At 67.7% G+C, this 22,351-nt stretch carries 24 protein-coding genes; 8 read left to right on the forward strand and 16 right to left on the reverse strand.

The annotated features are described in order from the left end of the window. Positions 1–2: 2 nt before the first annotated feature. The 5 genes from AC1DVI_RS04750 to AC1DVI_RS04770 form a co-directional block, all read right to left on the reverse strand. Positions 3–929 (reverse strand): ABC transporter permease subunit, encoded by a 927-nt coding sequence (locus AC1DVI_RS04750; protein WP_476956956.1) that lies wholly within the window; start codon positions 927–929, stop codon positions 3–5. Positions 930–937: 8 nt separating this feature from the next. Beyond that, complete coding sequence (locus AC1DVI_RS04755) at positions 938–1,948, reverse strand: ABC transporter permease subunit (RefSeq protein WP_476956957.1); 1,011 nt, start codon at positions 1,946–1,948, stop codon at positions 938–940. A 131-nt stretch (positions 1,949–2,079) separates the two neighbouring features. Beyond that, the gene (locus tag AC1DVI_RS04760) at positions 2,080–3,681 is read right to left on the reverse strand and encodes an ABC transporter substrate-binding protein (RefSeq protein ID WP_476956958.1); all 1,602 of its coding nucleotides are present in this window, start codon (positions 3,679–3,681) and stop codon (positions 2,080–2,082) included. Between the two features lie 136 nt (positions 3,682–3,817). Then, positions 3,818–4,288, reverse strand: a complete 471-nt coding sequence (locus tag AC1DVI_RS04765; protein WP_476956959.1) for an N-acetyltransferase family protein — start codon at positions 4,286–4,288, stop codon at positions 3,818–3,820. A gap of 31 nt (positions 4,289–4,319) precedes the next feature. Continuing rightward, positions 4,320–5,084: a class I SAM-dependent methyltransferase gene (locus tag AC1DVI_RS04770; protein ID WP_476956960.1), complete on the reverse strand. Its 765-nt coding sequence runs from the start codon at positions 5,082–5,084 to the stop codon at positions 4,320–4,322. Positions 5,085–5,197: 113 nt separating this feature from the next. Between AC1DVI_RS04770 and AC1DVI_RS04775 the strand changes: the two genes are divergently transcribed. Together AC1DVI_RS04775 and AC1DVI_RS04780 are read left to right on the forward strand one after the other, a co-directional pair. Next, entirely contained in the window at positions 5,198–5,995 is a 798-nt protein-coding gene (locus tag AC1DVI_RS04775; RefSeq protein WP_476956961.1) for a helix-turn-helix transcriptional regulator, read from the forward strand. Positions 5,996–6,024: 29 nt separating this feature from the next. After that, positions 6,025–6,981: a DMT family transporter gene (locus AC1DVI_RS04780; RefSeq protein WP_476956962.1), complete on the forward strand. Its 957-nt coding sequence runs from the start codon at positions 6,025–6,027 to the stop codon at positions 6,979–6,981. On the opposite strand, the gene hutU is transcribed toward AC1DVI_RS04780, so the two are convergent. Together hutU and hutI are read right to left on the reverse strand one after the other, a co-directional pair. Beyond that, positions 6,959–8,647, reverse strand: coding sequence for a urocanate hydratase (gene hutU, locus AC1DVI_RS04785; protein WP_476956963.1), 1,689 nt, complete (start codon positions 8,645–8,647; stop codon positions 6,959–6,961). The genes AC1DVI_RS04780 and hutU overlap by 23 nt on opposite strands. A 142-nt stretch (positions 8,648–8,789) precedes the next feature. Then, complete coding sequence (hutI, locus tag AC1DVI_RS04790; RefSeq protein ID WP_476956964.1) at positions 8,790–10,004, reverse strand: imidazolonepropionase; 1,215 nt, start codon at positions 10,002–10,004, stop codon at positions 8,790–8,792. A gap of 48 nt (positions 10,005–10,052) precedes the next feature. Here hutI and AC1DVI_RS04795 point away from each other — a divergent pair, with 48 nt between their 5' ends. Next, the gene (locus AC1DVI_RS04795) at positions 10,053–10,928 is read left to right on the forward strand and encodes a ChbG/HpnK family deacetylase (RefSeq protein ID WP_476956965.1); all 876 of its coding nucleotides are present in this window, start codon (positions 10,053–10,055) and stop codon (positions 10,926–10,928) included. A 183-nt stretch (positions 10,929–11,111) separates the two neighbouring features. Then, entirely contained in the window at positions 11,112–11,894 is a 783-nt protein-coding gene (locus AC1DVI_RS04800) for a class I SAM-dependent methyltransferase (protein ID WP_476956966.1), read from the forward strand. On the opposite strand, the gene AC1DVI_RS04805 is transcribed toward AC1DVI_RS04800, so the two are convergent. The 4 genes from AC1DVI_RS04805 to AC1DVI_RS04820 all read right to left on the reverse strand — a co-directional run bounded on the left by AC1DVI_RS04805 (position 11,858) and on the right by AC1DVI_RS04820 (position 15,159). Further along, entirely contained in the window at positions 11,858–12,271 is a 414-nt protein-coding gene (locus tag AC1DVI_RS04805; RefSeq protein ID WP_149168117.1) for a GtrA family protein, read from the reverse strand. The two genes, AC1DVI_RS04800 and AC1DVI_RS04805, sit on opposite strands and share 37 nt — an antisense overlap. Next, entirely contained in the window at positions 12,268–13,905 is a 1,638-nt protein-coding gene (locus tag AC1DVI_RS04810) for an AMP-binding protein (RefSeq protein ID WP_476956967.1), read from the reverse strand. Before AC1DVI_RS04810 ends, AC1DVI_RS04805 begins: the two co-directional genes overlap by 4 nt. Then, positions 13,902–14,435 carry a MarR family winged helix-turn-helix transcriptional regulator gene (locus AC1DVI_RS04815; RefSeq protein ID WP_476956968.1) on the reverse strand — a complete coding sequence of 178 codons (534 nt, stop codon included), beginning with the start codon at positions 14,433–14,435 and terminating at the stop codon, positions 13,902–13,904. Before AC1DVI_RS04815 ends, AC1DVI_RS04810 begins: the two co-directional genes overlap by 4 nt. A gap of 175 nt (positions 14,436–14,610) precedes the next feature. Then, positions 14,611–15,159 (reverse strand): hypothetical protein, encoded by a 549-nt coding sequence (locus AC1DVI_RS04820; RefSeq protein WP_476956969.1) that lies wholly within the window; start codon positions 15,157–15,159, stop codon positions 14,611–14,613. A gap of 563 nt (positions 15,160–15,722) precedes the next feature. On the opposite strand from AC1DVI_RS04820, the gene AC1DVI_RS04825 reads away from it, so the two are divergent. Then, positions 15,723–16,508 (forward strand): response regulator, encoded by a 786-nt coding sequence (locus AC1DVI_RS04825; protein WP_476956970.1) that lies wholly within the window; start codon positions 15,723–15,725, stop codon positions 16,506–16,508. Positions 16,509–16,586: 78 nt separating this feature from the next. On the opposite strand, the gene purU is transcribed toward AC1DVI_RS04825, so the two are convergent. After that, positions 16,587–17,453 (reverse strand): formyltetrahydrofolate deformylase, encoded by an 867-nt coding sequence (gene purU, locus AC1DVI_RS04830; protein WP_476956971.1) that lies wholly within the window; start codon positions 17,451–17,453, stop codon positions 16,587–16,589. A gap of 169 nt (positions 17,454–17,622) precedes the next feature. Here purU and AC1DVI_RS04835 point away from each other — a divergent pair, with 169 nt between their 5' ends. Further along, on the forward strand, positions 17,623–18,009 hold the full coding sequence (locus AC1DVI_RS04835) for a hypothetical protein (RefSeq protein ID WP_149168124.1): 387 nt from the start codon (positions 17,623–17,625) through the stop codon (positions 18,007–18,009). Between the two features lie 43 nt (positions 18,010–18,052). Here AC1DVI_RS04835 and AC1DVI_RS04840 read toward each other — a convergent pair whose 3' ends face one another. The 4 genes from AC1DVI_RS04840 to AC1DVI_RS04855 form a co-directional block, all read right to left on the reverse strand. Next, positions 18,053–18,574 (reverse strand): hypothetical protein, encoded by a 522-nt coding sequence (locus AC1DVI_RS04840; RefSeq protein ID WP_149168125.1) that lies wholly within the window; start codon positions 18,572–18,574, stop codon positions 18,053–18,055. Further along, positions 18,571–19,182, reverse strand: coding sequence for a hypothetical protein (locus AC1DVI_RS04845; protein WP_014198652.1), 612 nt, complete (start codon positions 19,180–19,182; stop codon positions 18,571–18,573). Before AC1DVI_RS04845 ends, AC1DVI_RS04840 begins: the two co-directional genes overlap by 4 nt. Continuing rightward, the gene (locus AC1DVI_RS04850; protein WP_476956972.1) at positions 19,169–19,912 is read right to left on the reverse strand and encodes a MotA/TolQ/ExbB proton channel family protein; all 744 of its coding nucleotides are present in this window, start codon (positions 19,910–19,912) and stop codon (positions 19,169–19,171) included. Before AC1DVI_RS04850 ends, AC1DVI_RS04845 begins: the two co-directional genes overlap by 14 nt. Positions 19,913–20,342: 430 nt before the next feature. Further along, positions 20,343–20,495 (reverse strand): hypothetical protein, encoded by a 153-nt coding sequence (locus AC1DVI_RS04855; RefSeq protein ID WP_158282581.1) that lies wholly within the window; start codon positions 20,493–20,495, stop codon positions 20,343–20,345. Positions 20,496–20,802: 307 nt separating this feature from the next. Between AC1DVI_RS04855 and AC1DVI_RS04860 the strand changes: the two genes are divergently transcribed. After that, positions 20,803–21,600 (forward strand): N-acetylmuramoyl-L-alanine amidase family protein, encoded by a 798-nt coding sequence (locus AC1DVI_RS04860; RefSeq protein ID WP_476956973.1) that lies wholly within the window; start codon positions 20,803–20,805, stop codon positions 21,598–21,600. A gap of 201 nt (positions 21,601–21,801) precedes the next feature. After that, positions 21,802–22,350, forward strand: coding sequence for a BON domain-containing protein (locus AC1DVI_RS04865; protein WP_244621374.1), 549 nt, complete (start codon positions 21,802–21,804; stop codon positions 22,348–22,350). The last annotated feature ends 1 nt before the right edge of the window (position 22,351 follow it).

A 22,351-nucleotide genomic window follows, 5' to 3' on the forward strand; every position in this document is an offset into this window, starting at 1 on the left:
GTTCAGCGTTTCAGCTTGGGGTCGAGCGCGTCGCGCAGCCCGTCGCCCAGCAGGTTGAAGGCCAGCACCGTCACCAGGATGGCCACGCCGGGCCAGGTGACGACCCAGGGGGCGCGCTGGAGGAACTGGAGGGAGGAGGCCAGCATGGTGCCCCACTCCGGCGTCGGCGGCTGCGCGCCCAGGCCCAGGAAGCCCAGCGCCGCGGCGTCCAGGATCGCCGTGGAGAAGCCCAGCGTCGCCTGGACGATCAGCGGCGCCACGCAGTTCGGCAGGATGACCACCAGCATCAGCCGCAGCGGCCCGGCCCCGGCGACGCGGGAGGCGATGACGTAATCCTTGCTCGTTTCCGCCATCACCGCGGCGCGGGTCAGGCGGGCGTAGTGCGGGATGACCACGATGGACACGGCCAGCATGGCGTTGACCAGCCCCGGCCCGAGGATCGCCGCCACCACCACGGCCAGAAGCAGGCTGGGCAGCGACAGCAGGATGTCCATGAAGCGCATCACCAGCGCGTCGGTGACTCCGCCGAAGAAGCCGGCGATCATGCCCAGCGCCAGCCCGACCGCCAGCGACAGCGTGACGACGATCAGGCCGATCATCATCGACAGCCGCGCCCCGAAGATCAGGCGGGACAGCATGTCGCGCCCGATGTCGTCGGTGCCGAGAAGGAAGGCCCAGCGCCCGCCCTCCTGCCAGACCGGCGGCACCAGGATGGCGTCGCGGTACTGGATGTTGGGATCGTGCGGCGCCACCAGCTCGGCGAACAGCGCGACCACCGCGATCAGCAGGATCACGGCGAGGCCGGCCATGGCCCCCTTGTTCTGCCGGAAATGGTACCAGAACTCGACCAGCGGGTGCGGCGGCTGGGAAACCGGCGGAGAAGCGGCCGGAAGAGTCTCCGGAACGCCCGTCGTCGTAGGAGTCGTCATGGCTCACCTCACCGCGAATGGCGGATGCGGGGGTTCAGGACGCCGTAGAGAACGTCCACCAGCAGGTTCACGGTCATCACCGTCGTCGCGATCAGCAGCACCCCGCCCTGGAGCGCCGGATAGTCGCGGCGGTTGATGCTCTCGATCAGCCATTTGCCCACGCCGGGCCAGGAGAAGATGGTTTCGGTCAGGATCGCGCCGCCGAGCAGCGTGCCCACCTGGAGGCCGATCACGGTGACCACGGGGATCAGCGCGTTGCGCAGGGCGTGCAGGCCGATCACCCGCCTCCCCGCCAGCCCTTTGGCCTTTGCGGTGCGGATGTAGTCCTCGCCCAGCACCTCCAGCATGGCGGAGCGCGTCATGCGCGCCACGACGGCCAGCGGAACGGTGCCGAGAACGATCATCGGCAGGATGAGGTGGTGCAGCGCCGACCAGAAGGCGCCGTATTCGCCGGCCATCAGCGTGTCGATCAGCATGAAGCCGGTCACCGGCTCCACGTAATAGAGCAGGTCGAGCCGCCCGGACACCGGAGTCCAGCCCAGCCCCACCGAGAAGAACAGGATCAACAGCAGGCCCCACCAGAAGATCGGCATGGAATAGCCGGTCAGGCTGATGCCCATCACGCCATGGTCGAAGATCGAGCCGCGCCGCACCGCCGCGATGATTCCCGCGGGCAGGCCGACCACCGTGGCGAACAGCATGGCGAGTGCGGCCAGTTCCAGCGTCGCCGGGAACAGCGTCACGAATTCGCTGAACACCGAATTGCGCGTCACCAGCGACACGCCGAGGTCGCCCTGGAGGACGCCGCCGATGTAGTCGAGGAACTGCTGCCACAGGGGCCGGTCCAGCCCCAGCTCGTGCCGCAGTTCGAGAAGCCGTTCGGGGGGGATGCCGCGCTCGCCCACGCGCACCTCGATGGGGTCGCCGGGGACAAGGCGGATCAGAAGGAAGGTCAGGAAGGTGACGCCGAGAAAGGTCGGAATCACCAAGCTCACCCGCGTCAGGATGAAGCGTAGCATCGGATCGTCACCGGGGGCTCGAAACGAAAGCAAGGGGGCCGCGGCCCCCTTTTTACCTCTGCATCCGCAAAGGGAAGCCGGGGGTTTAATGCCCCGGCCACCGCTTTGTAAAGCCGCTTGCTACGCTGAGTTTATTGTTTCAAATCGACGCCGTAGAAGCGATGGATGCCGAACGGGTCCATCTTGTAATCAACCACAATCTTGCTCAGCGCCATGTGCACGACCGAGTGCGCGACGGTCAGCCACGGGGCCTCTTCCTTGAAGATGACCTGCGCCTGCTCGTACAGCTTGGTGCGGGCGGCGATGTCGGTGGTGCGCTTGGCCTGGAGGACGAGGTCGTCGAACTCCTTGTAGCACCACTTGGCGATGTTCGACCCGCCCGGACGCGCGGCCTCGCAGCCGAGCAGGACGTGCAGGAAGTTGTCGGGGTCGCCGTTGTCGCCGGTCCAGCCCAGCATGCCCATCTGGTGCTCGCCGGCCTGGAGGCGCTTGCGGTACTCGCCCCACTCGTACTGCACGACCTTGGCCTTGATGCCGACCTTGGCGAGGTCCGCCTGCATCATCTCGGCCATGCGCTTGGCGTTGGGGTTGTAGGGGCGCTGCACCGGCATGGCCCACAGGTCGGTCTCGAAGCCGTCCGGGAAGCCGGCCTCGGCCAGCAGCTTCTTGGCGCGCTCCGGATCGTACGGGTAGTCCTCGATCTCCTTGTTGTACGACCACATGGTCGGCGGGATCGGGTTCTTCGCCGGGACGCCGGCGCCCTGGTACACCGCGTCGACCACGGCCTTCTTGTCGATGGCCATGTTCAGCGCGCGGCGGACGCGCACGTCGTCGAACGGCTTCTTGGTGACGTTGAAAGCCAGATAGCCGACGTTCAGGCCTTCCTGCTCCATCAGATTGATGGCGGCGTCCTTCTTCATCGCCTCCAGATCGGCCGGGTTCGGGTACGGCACGATGTGGCACTCGCCGGCCTTCAGCTTGGCGTAGCGGACGGCGGCGTCGGGCGTGATGGCGAAGACGAGGTTGTCGAGCTGCGCCTTGCCGCCCCAATACGGCTCGAACGCCTTGTAGCGGATGACCGCGTCCTTCTGGTAGGCGACGAACTGGAACGGGCCGGTGCCGATCGGCGCCTGATCGATCTTGTCGATCTGGTTCTTCTTCTGCAGGGCCTCGGCGTATTCGGCGGACTGGATGGGCGCGAAGGGCATCGCCAGGTTGGCGATGAAGGGCGCCTCGACCTTGTTCAGCGTGAACTTGACCGTGTAGTCGTCGACCTTCTCGATCGACTTCAGCAGGTCGGGCATCGCCATGTCGTTGAAGTAGTCATAGGCGCCGCCGGACACCTTGTGGAAGGGATGATCCTTCTTCCACTGACGGTTGAACGACCACAGAACGTCGTCCGCGTTGGCGTCGCGGGTCGGCTTGAAGTCGTTGTTGCTGTGCCACTTCACACCCTTGCGCAGGTGGAACGTGTAGGTCAGCCCGTCCTCCGACACCTCCCACTTCTCGGCGAGGCCCGGGACCACCTTGGTGCCGCCGTACTCGAACTGCACGAGGTTGTTGTACACGGGCAGCGAGACGTCGAAGCTCGTTCCGGTCGTGTTGACCATCGGGTTGAAGTTTTCGGGGCTGCCCTCGGAGCAATAGACGAGGGTCTTGGCGGCCTGGGCCGGCGCAGCAAGCGCCAAGGTGGCGGCAACGCCGAGCCCGGCACCCAGCAGGATGCGCTTCATTCCTAACAACCTCCCGTGTTCGGTCGAATGGCCGCCCGTTCTTTTCGGCGGCCGGTGATGCGGGTTCATTTGGCGCGTGGCCGAATCGTCTGTCAACACGCAACCAAGCGGCATCACGCAAGCTCCACGGGAGGTTTCAGGCCAAGCGGAATTTCAATCGCGGCCCGATTTCCGTGAAGCCCTCGCGCTGGTAGAAACGCAAGGAATCCGGCCAGTCCGCGGCGGACGGCGCCCCCACCTCCACGCGTGTCCAGCGATGGGCGCGGCCATGGTCGAGAACGGCCCGGATCAGCAGACGCCCCACCCCGGCGGAGCGCGACTCCGGCGTCACGTACAATTCCCGGATCGTCCCGAACCGGCCCAACGTGGAGATGCAGGCCCCCTCCGACAGGGTCGCGACGCCGAGCGGGCGCCCCGCCCGGTCCTCGGCCAGGAAGACCGTGCAGGACAGGCCGTCGCCGCTCAGCAGGGATTCGGCGACGGCGAGCATGACGGCACGCGGCGTGTCGTTCTGCCCGGCGGAGAGTTCCGACAGCAGAGCCGCCACGAGGCCGGTGACCGTGCCCGCATCGGCCGGACCGGCCTTTCGTACACGAACGTCACCCATCGCCGCCCCCTCCCCCGTCCTATTCTTGTGGTCAGCAAGCCTCCGCTTCGATGGTCAGGCTGTCCAGGAGAAAGCTGCCATCCTCCAGGATGTCGAAGTGGCGGCGCACCTCGTCGGAGGCGTGGTCCTGCAGGGCGCGGATGGCCTGGGCGCGCAGGTCGGGGGTGGAGGTGCGGGCGGTCCAGACGGCGAACTCCATGCGCAGGCGGCGCGGCGTCAGGCCGGTCACCGCGAAGCCGGCGCGGGACAGGGCGGCCATCCATTCCGCGGCGCTGTAGTTGCGGACGTGCGAGGTGTCCCGCAGCAGCTCCACCGCCTGGAGGTGGGTGTCCAGCAGCGGATGCCCCGGCGACACGATGTCCACGAAGACCGCCCGCCCGCCGGGGGCCAGAACCCGCCGCGCCTCGCGCAGGCCGGCCTCGGCGTTCAGCCAGTGATGGGCGCTGAAGCGGCTCAGCACCACGTCGAAATGGCCCTCCGGGAAGGGCAGGCGTTCGGCGGGGGCCTGGGTGGTGGTGATGTTGGTCAGGCCGCGCTCCGCCGCGTTGCGGGCCACCGCCTCCAGCATCGGGGCGGTGACGTCCACCGCCACCACCGCGGCGGCGTGGGGGGCGGCACGGTAGGCGACATGGCCACCGCCGCAGCCGAGATCCAGCACGCGGGCCGCGTTCCTGCCGCGCAGCGCGTCCTCGATCTGGTCCAGGTCGGCGCCCGAGGCGTGGACGGCGCTGGTCACATAGGCGTCGGCGCGCTGGCCGTACTGTGCGGCGACGACGCCGTGGTGGCTGTTGGTCATGATGGCAATTCCCGTTCGTGTTCGTTGGGGCGGACTTGTCTCGATGCCCCAGCATCGGCCGTCCGGCAAACTGGTACAAGGCAAGCGCTTATCCTGGTATAAGCGCTGCCACCATGAGTTCCGACGACGACGCGCGGCACCGGCTGGGCGCCTTCCTGCGCGCCCACCGGGAGCGGCTGACCCCGGCGGAGGCCGGCATCCCGCAGACCGGGTCCGCCCGCCGCCGCACGCCCGGCCTGCGGCGGGAGGAGGCCGCCCAGCTCTGCGGCCTCAGCCCGACCTGGTACACCTGGCTGGAACAGGGGCGCGAGGTCTCCGTCTCTCCCCAGGCGCTGGGGCGCATCGCCGGAGCGCTGCGGCTGACCGCGGCGGAGCGCGCCTACCTGTTCGAGCTGTCGCGCAAGCGCGATCCCGACGCCGACGTGACGGACGGATCGGACCAGCCCCCGGCTCCGCTGCTCGCGGCGCTGGAGTCGATGACGGCGCCGGCCTATCTGCTCGACCGCGTCTGGAACGCCCGCGGCTGGAACGCCCCTGCGGCGCATCTCTTCTCCGGCTGGCTGGGCGGGGCGGAGCGGAACCTGCTGCGCTATGTCTTCCTCAACCCCACCGCGCGAGGCTTCATCGCCGACTGGGAGGACCGCGCCCGCCGCCTGCTCGCCGAGTTCCGCGCCGACACCGCCCGCCGCGCCGGGGATGCGGAGGTGACCGCCCTGGTCGACGGCCTGCGCGCCGACTCCCCCCGCTTCGCCCGGCTGTGGGAGGACCAGGGCGTGCTGGAGCGCGAGGGCGGCACGCGTGGCTTCACCCATCCCCAGGACGGGACGCTGGTCTACGAACAAGTGACGTTGTGCCCCGCCGGACGATCCGACTACAAGCTGGTGATGCTGCTGGGGCCGCAGGCTCCGTAAGACGCCCACCGACACGCTCCGGACGCCCCATGGACCGCCAGCCGCCCCACACCGCGAAGACCAACGCCGTCTTCACAGCCTATGCCCTGTATCTGCTCTCCTCGGCCTTCTTCGCCTCCAACGTGGTGTTCGGGCGGGCCGCGGCCTCCATCGTGCCGCCGGTCGGGCTGGCCTTCTGGCGCTGGGTGCTGGCCTTCCTGATGATCCTGCCGCTGGCCCTGCCCGGCCTGATCCAGCACCGCCACGTCCTGCGCGCCTCGTGGAAGCGTTTTCTTCTGCTGGGCGCGCTGGCCCAGGGCGTTTGCGGCGCCGTCGTCTACATGGGGCTGGAGCGCACCAGCGCGACCAACGCCGCGCTGATCTACGCCACCAGCCCGGTCATCATCCTGATGATCGCCGCCCTGTGGCTGCGCGAAAAGGTGACGCCGCGGCAGGCCGCGGGAATCGCCGTCGCCATGGCCGGCGTGCTGGTGATCCTGACCCGCGGCGACACGCAGGCGCTGCTCCATCTGTCCTTCAACGCCGGCGACCTGCTGATCCTGGTGGGGTCGGCGACGTGGGCGGTCTACACGGTGCTGCTGCGCCAGACCCGCAGTTCGTTGCCGGTGGTGACGGTGTTCGCGGCGAACGCGCTGGCCGGGGTCGTCGTGCTCGCCCCCTTCTACGCGTGGGAGACGCTGACCCTGCGCCCCGTGCCTCTGAGCCTGGACGCCGCCATCCGCATCGCCGGGGTGGCGCTTTTCGCCTCCGTCCTGGCCTTCCTGACCTACCAGAAGACGATCAACCTGATGGGTCCGGCGCGGGCCGGCACCTCGCTCTACGTCATGCCGCTGTGGGCGGCGGTGGCGGCCTGGGCGCTGCTGGGGGAACAACTACAGATGTTCCACCTGCTGGGCGTGCTTCTGGTGCTGCCGGGGGTGGCGCTGGCGACCCTGCCGCCGCGCACCACCCCAGCCAAGCCCCTCAGCCGATCATCGGAAGCGTGAGCCCCTGCTCCTTGGCGCAGTCCTTTGCGATGTCATAGCCGGCGTCGGCGTGGCGCATCACGCCGGTGCCCGGATCGTTGGTCAGCACCCGCTCCAGCCGCTTGGCTGCGGCGTCCGTCCCGTCGGCGACGACGACCATGCCGGAATGCTGGCTGAAGCCCATGCCGACGCCGCCGCCATGGTGCAGCGACACCCAGGTCGCCCCCGAGGCGCAGTTCAGCAGCGCGTTCAGCAGCGGCCAGTCGGACACCGCGTCCGAGCCGTCGATCATCCCCTCCGTCTCGCGGTTCGGGCTGGCGACCGAGCCGCTGTCGAGATGGTCGCGCCCGATGACGATGGGGGCCTTCAGCTCGCCCTTCGCCACCATCTCGTTGAAGGCGAGGCCGAGCCGCGCCCGGTCGCCCAGACCCACCCAGCAGATGCGCGCCGGCAGGCCCTGGAAGCGGATGCGCTCGCGCGCCATGTCCAGCCAGTTGTGCAGGTGCGGGTTGTCGGGGATCAGCTCCTTCACCTTGGCGTCGGTGCGGTAGATGTCCTCCGGATCGCCGGACAGGGCGGCCCAGCGGAACGGACCGATGCCGCGGCAGAACAGCGGCCGGATGTAGGCCGGGACGAAGCCGGGGAAGGCGAAGGCGTCGGCCACCCCCTCGTCCTTGGCGACCTGCCGGATGTTGTTGCCGTAGTCCAGGGTCGGCACGCCCATGGCGTGGAAATCCAGCATGGCGCGGACATGGACCGCCATCGACGCCTTGGCCGCCGCGACCACCGCCGCCGGGTCGCTGCGGCGCTTCGTCTCGGCCTCCTCCATCGTCCAGCCCGCGGGCAGATAGCCATTCAGCGGGTCGTGGGCACTGGTCTGGTCGGTCACCGCATCGGGGCGGAAGCGCGGGTCGGTCTTGGCGCGGCGCACCAGTTCCGGGAACACCTCCGCGGCATTGCCGAGCAGACCGACCGACACCGCCGTGCCGGCGGCCTGGGCCTCCCACAGGATCGTCATGGCCTCGTCGAGGCTGGTGGCCGAGCGGTCGAGATACTTGGTTTCCAGACGCCGCTCAATGCTGCGGGCAGAGCATTCCACGGCCAGCATCGACGCCCCGGCCATGGTCGCGGCCAGCGGCTGCGCGCCGCCCATGCCGCCCAGCCCGCCGGTCAGAATCCAGCGGCCCTTCAGATCGCCGCCGTAATGCCGCCGCCCGACTTCCACGAAGGTCTCGTAGGTGCCCTGCACGATGCCCTGGCTGCCGATGTAGATCCAGGACCCGGCGGTCATCTGGCCGTACATCATCAGGCCCTTGGCATCCAGCTCCCGGAAATGGTCCCAGGTCGCCCAGTGCGGCACGAGGTTGGAGTTGGCGATCAGCACGCGCGGCGCATCGGCGTGGGTGCGGAAGACGCCGACCGGCTTGCCCGACTGGACCAGCAGCGTCTCGTCCTCGTTCAGGGTCTTCAACGACGCCACGATAGCGTCGAAGCAGTCCCAGTTCCGCGCCGCCCGCCCGATGCCGCCATAGACCACCAGCTCGTCCGGGTTCTCCGCGACGTCGGGGTCGAGGTTGTTCATCAGCATGCGCAGCGGCGCCTCGGTCAGCCAGGACTTGGCGGACAGTTCCGTGCCGTGCGGCGCCCGGATGACGCGGCGGTTGGCCGGCGGCTTGGTGTCGGACATGTGACTCGTCCCTCTCGAATTTTGCTTGATGCGTTTGTTGTTTTCAGACGGGAACAGTGGCGTTGCATTGGAGGTCCCCTCTTCCCTCCGGGGAGAGGGCTACATGCCGGGTCACCTCCGTCCGCGTTGCCCCGATGATAGCCTACGCCTGGAGCGATTTCACCAGCCGCCCGCCCCGCACCACCGCGGCGCAGGGGTTGGCGCCCAGCCAGTAGCACAGCTCCGCCGGGTCGCCGACGTCCCACACCGCCAAATCGGCGGCCTTGCCGGGCTCCAGCGTGCCGTGGGTCGCGGCCATGCCCAGGGCCTGGGCGGCGTTGCGGGTGACTCCGGCCAGCGCCTCCTGCGGAGTCAGGCGGAACAGGGTGCAGGCCATGTTCAGCATCAGCAGGAGCGACACGGCGGGCGAGGTGCCGGGGTTGCAGTCGGTGGACACCGCCATCGGCACGCCATGGCGCCGGAACAGCTTGATGGGCGGCAGCTTGGTCTCGCGCAACGTGTAGAAGGCGCCGGGCAGCAGCACCGCCACCGTCCCCGCCGCGGCCATCGCCCGCGCGCCCTCCTCGCCGGTGTGCTCCACATGGTCGGCGGACAGCGCCGTATAGCGGGCGGCCAGCGCGGCCCCGCCGCCGTCCGAGAGCTGGTCGGCGTGCAGCTTCACCGGCAGGCCAAGCCGCCGCGCGGTGTCGAACACGCGGGCCGTCTGCTCCGGCGAGAAGGCGATCCGTTCGCAGAAGGCGTCCACCGCGTCCAACAGCCCCTCCACGGCCAGGGCGGGCAGAATCTCGTCGCAGACCAGGGCGATGTAGTCGTCGGCCCGCCCGGCGAACTCCGGCGGCAGGGCGTGGGCGGCCAGCCCGGTCGTCCGCACCGTGACGGGGAAGCGCTCGCCCAGCGCCCGCGCCGCGCGCAGCATCCGCCGCTCCGTGGCGAGGTCGAGGCCGTAGCCGGACTTCACCTCCACCACCGTCACGCCCTCGGCCAGCAGCCGTTGCAGGCGCACGGCGGCGCCGGCGATCAGGCCATCCTCGTCGGCGGCGCGGGTGGCGGCGACGGTCGAGGCGATGCCGCCCCCGGCCCGCGCGATCTCCTCGTAGGTGGCGCCCTCCAGCCGCATCTCGAACTCGCGGGCGCGGTTGCCGCCGAAGACCAGATGGGTGTGGCAGTCGATCAGCCCCGGCGTGACCCAGCGCCCGCCCAGGTCATGCTCCTCGGCGGCGCGACCGGCGGGGCGGTCCTTGGCGGCGCCGATCCAGGCGATCCGCCCGTCCTGCACGGCGATCGCCGCGTCCCGCAGGACGCCTCCCGGAGCCATGGTGGCCGCATGACCGTTGAACCACAGGCTGTCCCACTCCATCATCCCCTCCCCGGCTTTGCGCCGCTTTCGCTCCCACCTTACATCGCCATGCCCGACACCGACACCACCCCAGCCCCGCGTTCCGCGCATCCGGTCCTGCTCTGCGCCGATGACTACGGTTTGTCGCCGGGCGTCAACGAGGCCATCCGCGACCTCATCGCCGCCGGGCGCCTGACGGCGACCTCGGCCATGACGCTCTGCCCCTATTGGGCGGAGGGGGCGGCGCCCCTGAAGGAACTGGCCGGCAAGGCCGACGTCGGGCTGCATTTCACCCTGACCGACCAGCCGCCGCTGGGTTCCCTGCCCAAGCTGGCGCCGGACGGGAAGCTGCCGCCACTGGGACGGCTGATGACACTGGCCTGCAGCGGCGGCCTCGATCCCAAGGAAATCCGGGAGGAGTTGGCCCGCCAGCTTGATGCCTTCTCCGCGGCCTGGGGCGGCCCGCCCGCCTATATCGACGGCCACCAGCACGTCCACCAACTTCCCACCGTGCGGAATGCGGTCGCCGACGCCTTGGCCGCCCTGCCCGGCGCCTATGTCCGCCTGTGCGGGGAGCCGGTGGGTGCCGTCCTGCGCCGCGGCGTGGCAGTGCCGAAAACGTTGCTGATCGGCGGGCTCGGCGGCGGGCTGGCGCGGCTGGCGCGGACGCGCGGCATTCCCGCCAACGACCGCTTCGCCGGGGTCTACGACTTTTCCGGACGCCAACCCTTCCCGGAGCTGATGGCGCGGTTCCTGGACCGCCCCGCCGGGCGGCTGCTGGTGATGGTCCATCCCGGCATTCCGGACGAGGCCCTGCGCCGCGCCGACCCGCTGGTGGACCAGCGCAAGGTGGAGCACGACTATCTCAAGAGCCCAGCCTTCGCCACCCTGCTCGCGGAGAAAAACATTCGGCTCACCCGCTTCGCCGGGTTCCCGGCGCCCTGACACAACCTCCCGCTTCTTCGCCCTCCCCTGGCGGCATAGTCCCCGCCGGTCATTCTTGACCGTTCCGATTGTTCGCACTTACCATGATTACGACACGGTCGGATCGAGGGGGCTCTTCCCTGTGAAGAGACGAACAACACGCTCCCCTCGGCAAGAAACGGCCCACAAAAAGGGATGCGGGACATGCTGAACAACGGGCGGAACAACGGGATGACGTCCGGGCCACCGGGCGGCCGGGGTTCCAGCGGCTGGGTCGATTTCTGGAACCGGCCCAACGCCATCTACGCGAATCAACGCAATCTGGAAGCGCATTTCGCCTGCCTGCAGAACGACCTCGACGCCCATCTTCCAGAGGGGGGGACCGTCCTGGATTTCGGCTGCGGCGACGCGCTGGCGGCGGAGGCGATGGCCAAGCGCTGCCGAAACGTCTGGCTGTACGACGCCGCCCCTGCGGTGCGGCAACGCCTGCGTGAGCGGCTGTCCGGCCATCTGGGAATCCGGGTTCTCGACGACGATGACCTCGCCGCCCTGCCGACGGGCAGCGTCGATCTGGTGCTGGCCGTCTCCGTGCTGCAATACATCCCGCGCGAGGAGTTGGAGGGCGTCCTTCACCGGTGGCGCCATCTGATCGGCGCACGGGGGCGCATCCTGATCGCCGACGTGGTGGAGCCCGACACGCCGATGCTGCGCGACATCGCCAGCCAGCTCGGCATGGCGCGCCGGCACGGCTTCCTGATGGCGGCGCTGATGGGGCTGGGGCGCATGGCCCTGTCCGACTACCGCCGCATCCGGCGCGAGGCCGGCTTCTCCACCTATACGCCGGTGGAGTTGCAGGCCCGGCTGTCCGCCGCCGGGTTGCGGGGCGATCGTCTGGCGAAGAACATCGGCCCGACGCCGCACCGCCATTCCTTCATTGCCCGCCCCAATGTTCAGCCGGCAGGCGATCCGGCCTTGAAGGTCCAATAGCGGTTCGCACCGAAGCTCCACAGCATCACCAGCGCCGTGGCGGTGAGCTGGGCCGGCAGGTAATGCAGGCCCAGCCGCTGCGCCAAGGCCCACATGATGGCGCTGTTCACGCACAGCCCAACCGCCGCGACGGCCACGAACTTCGTGGCGGTGGGCAGATGATCCTGCTCGCTGCGGAAGACGTGGCCGTAGTTCAGCAGGTAGCTGATGACGCCGCCGACGAGGTATCCCGCCGCCGAGGCCAGGACCGGCGGAGCCGCCGCCAGTTCCGACAGGGCGATCAGCACGCCGTAATGGCCGACCGCCGCGGCGCAGCCGACCACCGCGAAGAGCAGGAACTGCACCAACGGTGTGTGGGCCGCCCGGTCTGTGGTCAATCCTCGTTCTCGACCCATTCCCTCTGCCGCAGCTTGTAGCGCTGGATCTTGCCCGTTTCCGTCCGCGGCAACTGCTCCAGGAACTCCACCGCGCGGGGGTACTTGTAGGGGGCGATCCGGTCCTTGACGTAGCATTGCAGCCGTTCCGCCAGATCGTCGCTGGGCCGCACGCCGTCGCGGGTGACGATGAAGGCCTTGGGGATGGAGCCGCGCAGCGGATCGGGCGCCGCGATCACCGCGCATTCCTCCACCGCCTCGTGGCCAAGCAGGACGTCCTCCACCTCCAAGCCGGAAATCTTGTAGCCGGCGGAGACGATCAGGTCGTCGGTCCGCGCGTGATACCAGAAATAGCCGTCCTCATCCATGCGGAAGGCGTCACCGGTCAGGTTCCAGCCGCCCTGCACGTAGTTCTCCTGGCGCGGGTCGTCCAGATAGATGCAGCCGGTCGGGCCGCGCACGGCCAGCCGTCCGATCTGGCCGGGGGGCAACGGGGTCAGGCTGTCGTCGACCACGCGGGCTTCGTATCCCGGAACCACCGTCCCGGTGGCGCCGGGCCGGACGGCGCCGGGCGGCGAATGCAGGACGGCGTTCAGCATCTCCGTGGTACCGAAGCTGTCGAGGATCTCCATCCCCGTCACCGCCTGCCAGCCCTCCAGCGTGGTGGCGGGCAGCGGCTCCCCCGCCGAGACGCAGGCGCGCAACGTCCGCAGCCCATCGGCCAGGGCCGGTTCCTCCTCGATGCGCGCGGTCATGGCGCGGTAGACGGTCGGCACGGTGAACATCACCGTCGCCTTGTGCCGGGCGGTCATCTCCAGCAGACGTTCCGGCGTGGCCCGGTCCAGCAGCACGACCGACGCCCCCACCCGCAGCGGGAACAGCAGCATCCCACCCTGGCCGTATGCGAAGGCGAGCGACGGCGTGCCGCAGAACACGTCGTCGCCGCCGGTCTTCAGCAGCGATTGCGGCGACAGGTCGGCCACCGCCAGAAGGTCGCGGTGAAAATGCGCGGTCGCCTTGGGCTTGCCCGTGGTGCCGGAGGTGAAGGCGATCAGCGCCACGTCGTCGGCGGCGGTGTCCACCGCGGCGAAGCCGGCGTCTGTTTCCTCCAGCCGCCCCTCCAGGTCGCCGCCGTTGAAGGTCACGACGGGCATCCCTCCGCCCATCGATTGCGCCGCCGCGGTGAGATCCCTGGCGAAGCGCGCGTCGCACAGCGCCAGCGAGACGGCGGCGCGCTCGATGATGCTTTCCAATTCCGTCGCGCGCAGCAGCGGCATGGTCGGCACCACCACCGCGCCGGCCTTCAGCACCGCCAGCCAGCAGGCGGCGAGCATCGGCGTGTTGGTCCCGCGCACCAGAACCCGGTTGCCCGGAACGATGCCAAACCGTTCGGTCAGCAGGCGCGCGATGCGGTCCACCGTGTCGCGGAAGCGGCCATAGCTCCAGACGTCGCCGTTTCCGATGACGCAGGGCCGTTCGTCCCAGCCGCGCTCCCGCCAGACGTCCAGCAGGGCCGCGGCGGCGTTGAGACGCTCGGGATAGGTGAGTTCGGGCCGGTCGTAGGAAAAATCGGGCATCTGCTCCGGCGGCGGCAGCCGGTCGCGGGTGAAACTGTCGATATGACCGGACCGGATCATCCCCTGACGCCTCCGCCGCGCACCGTGTTCTTGAGCTTTCCCAACAGCCCCATCAACTGGACCACGTCGCTGTGGGGCATTCCCCCCGTCAGCTCGGCCAGCCAGCGGCGTTGCGCCGCCGCGATGGCCTGCGCCAGGGCGCTGCCTTCGGGAGTGATCCGGACGAACTGCATGCGACGGTCATTCGACGCCGCGGCGCGCGTAACCAGCCCGTCCGTGGTCAACCGTTCTACAATGCCGGTGACGTTGCCGTTGGTGACCATCATGCGCTTCGACAGTTCTCCCATCGTCAGCCCCTCCGGCTGGCGGTCGAGCAGACACAGCAGGTCGAAACGCGGCTGGGTGGTGCTGAACTCGTCGCGCAGACGGCTGCGCAGCCGGGCGCCGATCAGAACGGCGCACGCCGAAAGACGCAACCAGAGGCGCATCTCCGGGGAGGCGGCAAGGTCAGCCGCTGCCTCCACATCGACCGACACGTCCCCCTGCGCCCCGGCCGATGCTTCGGCCGCTGCGGTGGCGGGTCCCTTCACGGTCTGTCTCCACTCCCGGTGGGAGGCATCCGCCGCAGCGCCGCCTCCTCTTCGTTCGAAGGCTTACTGTAGTTGGACGCTCGGCTTTTGAGCCATGCAAGGAAAGAATGCTTGGTGCACAAGCAATAATCATCTGCGCAGGGTTCGGGCGCTTTCATCCCGAGCGCGACGCAGCCTACTCGGCGCTCAGATACAAGTCGATTTCGGCCTGCTCCATGACGTGGGCGGTGCCGTGGATGATGCCATTGGCGACCTGGATGATTCGGTGGATCATCGCGACGGAGGTTTGGCAGTCCATCCGCAGCTTGTCGCTCGCCCCATCCTGGATGTCGACGGACACGCGCTCCAGCGTGTGGCGGACCACCTGATGCGCCTGGGCGATGGTGTCCTCGAAGGGCCGCTTGAACTTGGCAGGGACGTGGCCGTACGCCTCGATGGCCAAGTCCTTGTCCGAGAAGCCGCTGTCGCGGAAATGCTCCTGATAGGTCTTGGGCTGCCAGATCAGGCATTCCTCCAGCATGTCCGGCATGTCCGGAATCATCTCGATCAGCATCACGATTTCGTTGAAGTGATTGAGATAGTCGGTCGCCAACAGAGTCTTGTCGGAAATGTTGGTGCCGACCACGCGCTGCCGCCAAGCGTGGAAATCCGCCAGTTCGTCCGGCGGCATGCCATCGGTCACCGACGGATCTGAATCTGGCGGATCGAAGTCTGGTTCGGTCATACGCGGCTCTGGCATACGCGGTTCGACAGGCATGGGTCTGGCGAGGCGGTGCCGGGCGGCTTCAAAGCCGTTCCGCCACCGGTGCGCGACGCCGGGGACAGTCAGTAATATCGCACTCATCCCCGCGCAAGCCCACCCGCTTGCTTTTTTCGCTGCCCCGCAAAAAAACGCCGCCGGCGCGTCCCCGTTGGGACAGGCGCTGCGGCGGCAGTGACTGGCGGTTCAGGGAGGAATCACACCATTGGCTTTCCCAACAACCGTCCCTTGCCGATTGTTCCACTCCCCTCGCACAGGCAGCGAACCCAACGGCCGTGCGCTGACCCAAGAGACCTTGCGCCCAAGCAAAAGAAGTACAGCTCTGCCCGATCGGTTAGGCGGCTTAATCCAATCAAGCTATCCCGAATAACCCTTTCGTCGTCACTCCCGATACGGCGCGAACTGCGCCATATGAAATTAACTTTGTAAGCGATCGGACGGGAACATTCGGCAAAGTCCGGAAAACGCGGCAGGCAAGCCGGTGCACCTCGGCGGTCCGCACTGGCTGGAGGTACGGGGAAAACGTCATGGATCACAACACCCGCCACCTGATGGAACATCTGCCTTACTTGCGACGCTATGCGCGAGCCTTGACCGGCACGTCGAAGCAGGGGGATGCCCTGGTGACGCGCACGCTGGAATGGTACCTGGACGGGCCGGCGGCGGCGGGCCCTTCGCGCGGCTCGCTCTACCGGCACCTGAACCAGTTGCAGGACAGTTCCGGCGCTCGGGCCGGCGCTCCCGGCGCCCATCCGGTCGAAGCCGCGCTGCACAGTCTGGACGAGATGGACCGCCGGCTCTACCTGCTGGTCAACCTGGAGGACCTGCCGGTCGCGGACGCCGCCACCGTGCTGGGGATCGCCCCGGAAGACGCCGTGGAGCGGCTGAACTTCGCGCGCGAGCGGGTGCGGTCGAAGCTGACGGCAACGATTCTGATCGTCGAGGACGACGCCATCATCGCCTTCGATCTGGCAGAGACGGTGCGCGGCATGGGCCACACCGTCTGCGGCAATGCAGCCACCATGGACGAGGCGCTGACGCTGGCCTCCCGCCATTCGCCGACGCTGGCCCTGATGGACATCCGTTTGGCCGACGGCGACAACGGGATCGAGGTGGCGCGGGAACTTCGCCGCCAACGTTTCCTGCCGGTGATTTTCGTCACCGCCTTCCCCAATGAGCTGGCCAAGCAGGGGGTGGAGCATCTGGGCCCGGTGATCCCCAAGCCCTTCACGCGCGAGCAGATCGAACAGGCGATCACCCGCGCCGTCTTCACCCCCCATCCCGAGGAAGCCTCGCTCGCCATGAAGCATTGAGGTTCCGAGAGGGGTGCGGAGGCCAGCCGGCGTGGTTTGAAGACCGCTTTACTTGAAGACCGCCTACTTGAAGACCGCCTACTTGAAGACCACGGTGCGTCCGCCATTCAGCAGGACGCGGTGTTCGACATGATAGCGGACCGCCCGAGCCAGCACGATGTTCTCGATGTCGCGCCCGATGGCCACCAGGTCGTCGGGCGTCATCGTGTGATCGACGCGCTCCGCCTCCTGCTCGATGATCGGACCCTCGTCCAGGTTCGAGGTGACGTAATGGGCGGTGGCGCCGATCAGCTTCACGCCGCGGGCGTGCGCCTGATGGTACGGCTTGGCGCCCTTGAAGCTGGGCAGGAAGGAATGGTGGATGTTGATGACCCGCCCGGCCATCCGCTCGCACAGGGCCGGAGACAGCACCTGCATGTAACGGGCGAGCACGACCAGATCGATCTTTTCCTGCTCCGCGATCTCCAGCAGACGGGCCTCCTGCTGGGTCTTGCTGTCGTTGGTCACCGGCAGGTAATGGAAGGGAATGTTGTGCCACGCCGCGAGCTGGTAGAAGTCGCGGTGGTTGGACACGATGGCCGGGATCTCGATGGGCAAATAGCCGGTGCGGTAGCGGTACAGCAGGTCGTTCAGGCAATGCCCGAACTTCGAGACCATGATCAGCACACGCTGGCGCCGCCCGGCGTCGTGCAGCTTCCAGGTCATGCCGAAACGCTCGGCCACCTGCTCGGCGAAGGCCGCCTCAAGCTCCGCCTGTGACGGCCCCGACGGCTCGGCGGAGAAATGGATGCGCAGGAAGAAGAGATTGGTCCCGCGGTCGCCGAATTGCGCGCTGTCGATGATGTTGCACGACCGCTCGGCCAGGAAGCCCGACACGGCGTAGACGATGCCCACGGCATCGGGGCACGAGACGGTGAGGATGTATTCAGAAGCGGTGCCGGACATTCGCGCCTACCGTTGCGACCTGGAATCAAGGGCGGATTCCGTAGCACGATCGTCCGCGGGATGCATCGTGCAATGTGGGAATACCGGAACGCCCCTTCGGCAGCATTTGGTAAGGATTCCCATGCGACAATGCACCGTTTCGGCATTGGGCCGACCGCGGAGGCGAGCCATGGGCATGGGCGGCAAGATCATCGGCGAATACGCCAAGGGCAAGGTTGACAAGCTGCTGACGCCGGAAGCGGCGGAAAGCACGTCGCGGCACCGGATCATGCACTTCCTGGAAAACATGGAAGCGGCGGTCCTGGAAGCGAACTGCGAGGTGATGGGGCGCGAGCTTCCCAACCTCAACCAGACCTCCTTCCTGCGCATGGCCGTACGGGTGGCGGAACTGCGGGCCGACTATCTGCGGGCCGGGTTGAAGGTGGCGGATCACCGACACCCCAACGCCGCCGCCATCGAGGAACTGGCCCGCGTCCGCCGCGCCTACGAGGAGATGCAGGCGGTCTTCGAAGCGGCGGAACGGGTGATCGAGCGGGGGTATGTGAAGCTGGGATGAGTGAACCCGTCCCCAGCGTCACAATCCGGTCGCGTCCAGCGCGTCAGGCGTCCATTCCGGGGTGGCGGTAGACCATCGGCCCCGGCCCGCCCTCTTCGCCGTTCTTTTCCGGAAGCTGGGGCTGCGGCAGGGCGTAGAATTTCGGCTTGTCGGGGTCCAGCGTGTTTTCGAAGGGCAGCGTCATCGCCATGCCGGACCGGTTCTTCTCCGCCTCGCGCATGGCCTGCTGGAGCTGTTCGGCCAGCGTCTGGTCCCAGGCCAGCTTGTAATAGCGCGGCTCGGCCCCGCCCTCCAGCTGGAGCCACAGGTAGATCCCCTGCCCCTCCTTGATCTGGGCGCCCAGAATGGTGGCCTGGGCGGCGGCGCTCTGCGCCCATTCCATGCGGACCGGCTTCGGCTTGCTCAGCAGGTCGGCCATGCCGGCGTAGGCGACGGGCATGAAGCCGATGGAGACGGCGACCGCCGACACCTTCACCCACAGCCGGCGCGGCGCCCAGATGGCGATGGTGGCGAGCGTCGCGGCCAGCGCGACCGCGGCGACCTGGAAGTCGAGCAGTTGGGTCATGATTTCCTCCCGCTGCGCAGGGGCTTGTAAAGGCTGTGCACGCTGTCGCCGACCAACTCACCGGACTCCGTCAGCTTGAAGCGGAAGACGGTCAGTTCCTGCCCCTCCCGGTCCAGCTGGACGGTGGTGGCGAGGAGCTGGCGCGCGTTGTCGCCGTCCGGCCGCTTGGCGCTGACCACCACGGTGACCGGGACCGGGAAGACCGTCGCCTTGTTGCGGTAGAGGTGCAGGTTCACCGCATATTCGCCGGGCGGAATGCCGCGGCTGTAACTGGCCTCGTAATTCAGCTTCGTCGGGTCGGCGTTGCGGCCAAGATCGTCGCGCAGCAGGTTGAAGATGACGCCGGACTTGTTGGAATAGCCGACCGGCACGTCGCCCGGAGCCTCCACCCACAGGTCCACATCGGCGTCCAGCTCGTCGGGCCAGCGGGCCTCGACCATCACGTTGCCCGGTGCCGCGACGCCCGCCGTGTCGGCCTGCTTCGCCTCCGGCCGGATGTGGGGAAGCAGCAGGATGACCACCGCCACGAAGCCGCAGAGCGCCAGCGTGATGACGTCGCGGAAGACGGTGCCAGCGTCGTCCTCCTCGAACTGGTCAAGGGCCTGCATGGCGTTCCCCCACGGCGACGATCTCGGTGATCAGGTTCACCGTGGCGCCGGACAGCAGGCCGATGTTGATGTTCAGCCAGATGTTCAGGACGCCGCCGACCAGCGTGGTGTAGAGCGCGACGGCCATGCCTTCGATCAGCTTCGACACCATCGGTCCGATGGCGGCGACGTCACCGGCTTTTTCCGGGTCGACTCCCGACAGGGCCATGATGAAGCCGATGACCGTCCCGATCAGACCGAGGATCACCAGAGTCGAGGAGATCTGCCGCACCGTGCCGATGCGCGCCGACAGTTTGAACTTCAAAGAGGAAGCGGCGATCGACCGCGCCCCGGAATCCCGTCCGCGGACCTCCGCCAGATAGCGCGCGGCGCGCGACGGGACGGAAGGGTCGAACTCCTTGGCGCGGTTCAATTCACGGCTGGTGCGCAGGATGCGCTGCGCCGACAGCCCCAGCCCGGCCAGGAAGACCAGGAGGATCAGCAGGCACAGATGCGTGCTGTCGGTGGTGATGATCGGGTCGATCAGCCCTTCCGCCCAGGCGGCGGCGAGAAGGGTGAAGCCCGCGGCGTTGACGACCGCAAAGCGCAGAAGCAGCAGGTAGCGTTGCGAAACCAGCGACAGTCCGGCGGTCAATTGGCCGCCGCGGCGGCGCCGCACGGTGGGCACGAGGGAGTGAACGGGGACGTTCTGGGCGTCTTCGGCCAAGGCGTCCGAAACAGCGTTCGTCATCGGGCAGCCCTCCATCCAGGGAGCAGGGAGCGTTCGGACTGGCACTCCGCAACCGGCGTGCCAGCGGTTCGTCGTCGGTCTCGCCCTTACCCGCAACCCGCCGCTCCGGCCTATTCATGTGCTTGGCCGGATGGGATGAATCGCCCCTGTGACAAACAGGCTACCCCGGAAGTCTGCCAAGCGCTTCCGCTGGGTCCATTGCTTTGGATCAACCGGTTCCGCGATTTTGCGGCTTTGGTGTGATTAATTTCCAGTCAAGGCTTAAGACGACGCCCGATCACTGCACATAAAATAAGCAGAACTATGCTGCGATGCAGAATCAAAATATTGCGCCGCACAGGCATCGCAAAAGCGCGTGTGAATACAGAAAACCCCTTTCCCGCCGGTGCAGGAAAGGGGTCGGTGGACGGATTCGTTCGTATTCGTGCGATCACACGTCGCGGTAATGTTCCAGTTCCCGTCGCAGATCGGTGACCTCTCGCTGCAACGCGACCACCCGACCGACGTCGGGAGCCGTGCGGCGCTCTTCCTTTTCGAGTTCGTCTTCGACCTCGCGCTGCTCCTGCCGGATGATGTTGAACAAGGCTTTCCTCAACATCGCCACCTCCCGAGCTTATTTCTAAAATTTTAGCGCTTTCGGCAGTTATCATCAAGGAATTCTTGGAAAGAGTCGAATCTTCATAGGTCGGAATGCTCCTCCATGACGGCTTGGCCGCGACATTTGGCGGAGCTAACCCGCCCAGCCTTGACAACCCTTTTGCGCGTCCCCATTGGTTAACGCTCACACCTTGGGCTCAACCACAAGCTTCTTCGGGCCGGACGCCGCCTTTCCGATCGCGCTCGGGATTTTTGGTTTCGGCGGCCCCAACTCCTTGCGGAATCAGGGGCGAATGGAACGCAGACGTCTTCTTCAACTGGCGCTGACCGTCCCCTTCGCCGGGGCCGGCGCCTTGCTGTTCCCGCACGCCGCGGGTGCCCAGACCAAGCCCCGCCCGGCGGCGCGGCAACGCATGGTGGTGCTCGACCCCGGCCATGGCGGCATCGATCCAGGGGCCATCGGCGCCCGCGGCACGCAGGAAAAAGAGATCACCCTGCACATCGCGCAGGAGGTCGGGCGGCTCCTGTCCCGGCAGCACAAGCTGGGGGTGACGCTGACCCGCGACGGCGACCGCTTCCTGTCGCTCGGCGAGCGGGTGGACGCGGCGCGCGCGGCGCGGGCCGACCTGTTCGTGTCCATTCACGCCGACAGCGCGCCCAACCGCGAGGCCCGCGGCCTGTCCGCCTACACCCTGTCCGAGAAAAGCTCCGACTCCTTCGCGGCGGCCCTGGCGCACAAGGAAAACGCCGTCGACCGGCTGGGCGGGGTCGACGTGAAGGACGCCAAGAAGGCCGTGAAGGAAATCCTGCTCGACCTGACGGCACGCCACACCAAGCACGCGGCGTTGGTGGCCCGGCATGCGATCGTGAAGGGGGCCGGGAAGGACATGCTGCTGCTGGACAACCCGATGCGTTCAGCCAACTTCGCGGTGCTCAAGGCTCCGGACATCCCGTCCGTTCTGCTGGAGACCGGTTTTCTGTCGAATCCGAAGGACGAGGCGATTCTGCGCGACCCCAAGGCGCGGCAGAAGATCGCCCGCGTTCTCGCGCGCGAAATCGCTGGGCTGGTAACGCGCGCCCCCTTCGCCTAGACCGGATTCCTTCGCGCTCGCAGCGAGTGAAACATTCGTGCATCACCCTGGGACAAAACCACGATGAAGCCTGACACTCCCAAGATTCCCCATTGCCAACGCACCTGCGGCATGACTTTTTCCGCCCGCCCGTTCTTTCGGCGGGCCGGGGATCGGAGGCAGAGCGTGTCAGGGTTTGGCCGCCTTTGGGCGCTGGTCGGAATGGCCGCTGTCGCGGGTCTTGCGTCTGGCTGCGCGCCCGTCGTTCTGGGCGCCGCCGGGGGCACCGCCGTCGTCGCGGCCAGCGAACATCGGGGCCTGTCCGGCTTCGCCTCGGACACCGAGATCAAGGCCCGCATCAACCACCTCTGGTTCCAGCACTCGCTGGAGATGCACAGCCGCATCGGCCTGACGGTCGATCAGGGCCGCGTGCTGCTGACCGGCCGCGCCACCGACGCGCAGATGCGCCTCGACGCCGTGCGCCTGTGCTGGCAGGTGGAAGGCGTCAAGGAAGTCATCAACGAGATCCAGGTGGACACGGACTCGGGCATCATGGACAGCGCCCGCGACACTTGGATCACGACGCAACTGCGCACGAAGCTCACCTTCGATTCGCAGATTCATAGCCAGAATTTCAGCATCGATACCGTCAACGGCGTCGTCTATCTCATGGGTCTGGCCACCCACCAGGGCGAGCTCGACCGCGTGATCGAGCACGCCCGCACGCTGCCGAACGTCCAGCGTGTCGTCAACTACGCCCGCGTCCTCTAGC

This window comes from Azospirillum sp. P4_B5, from assembly GCF_056402275.1.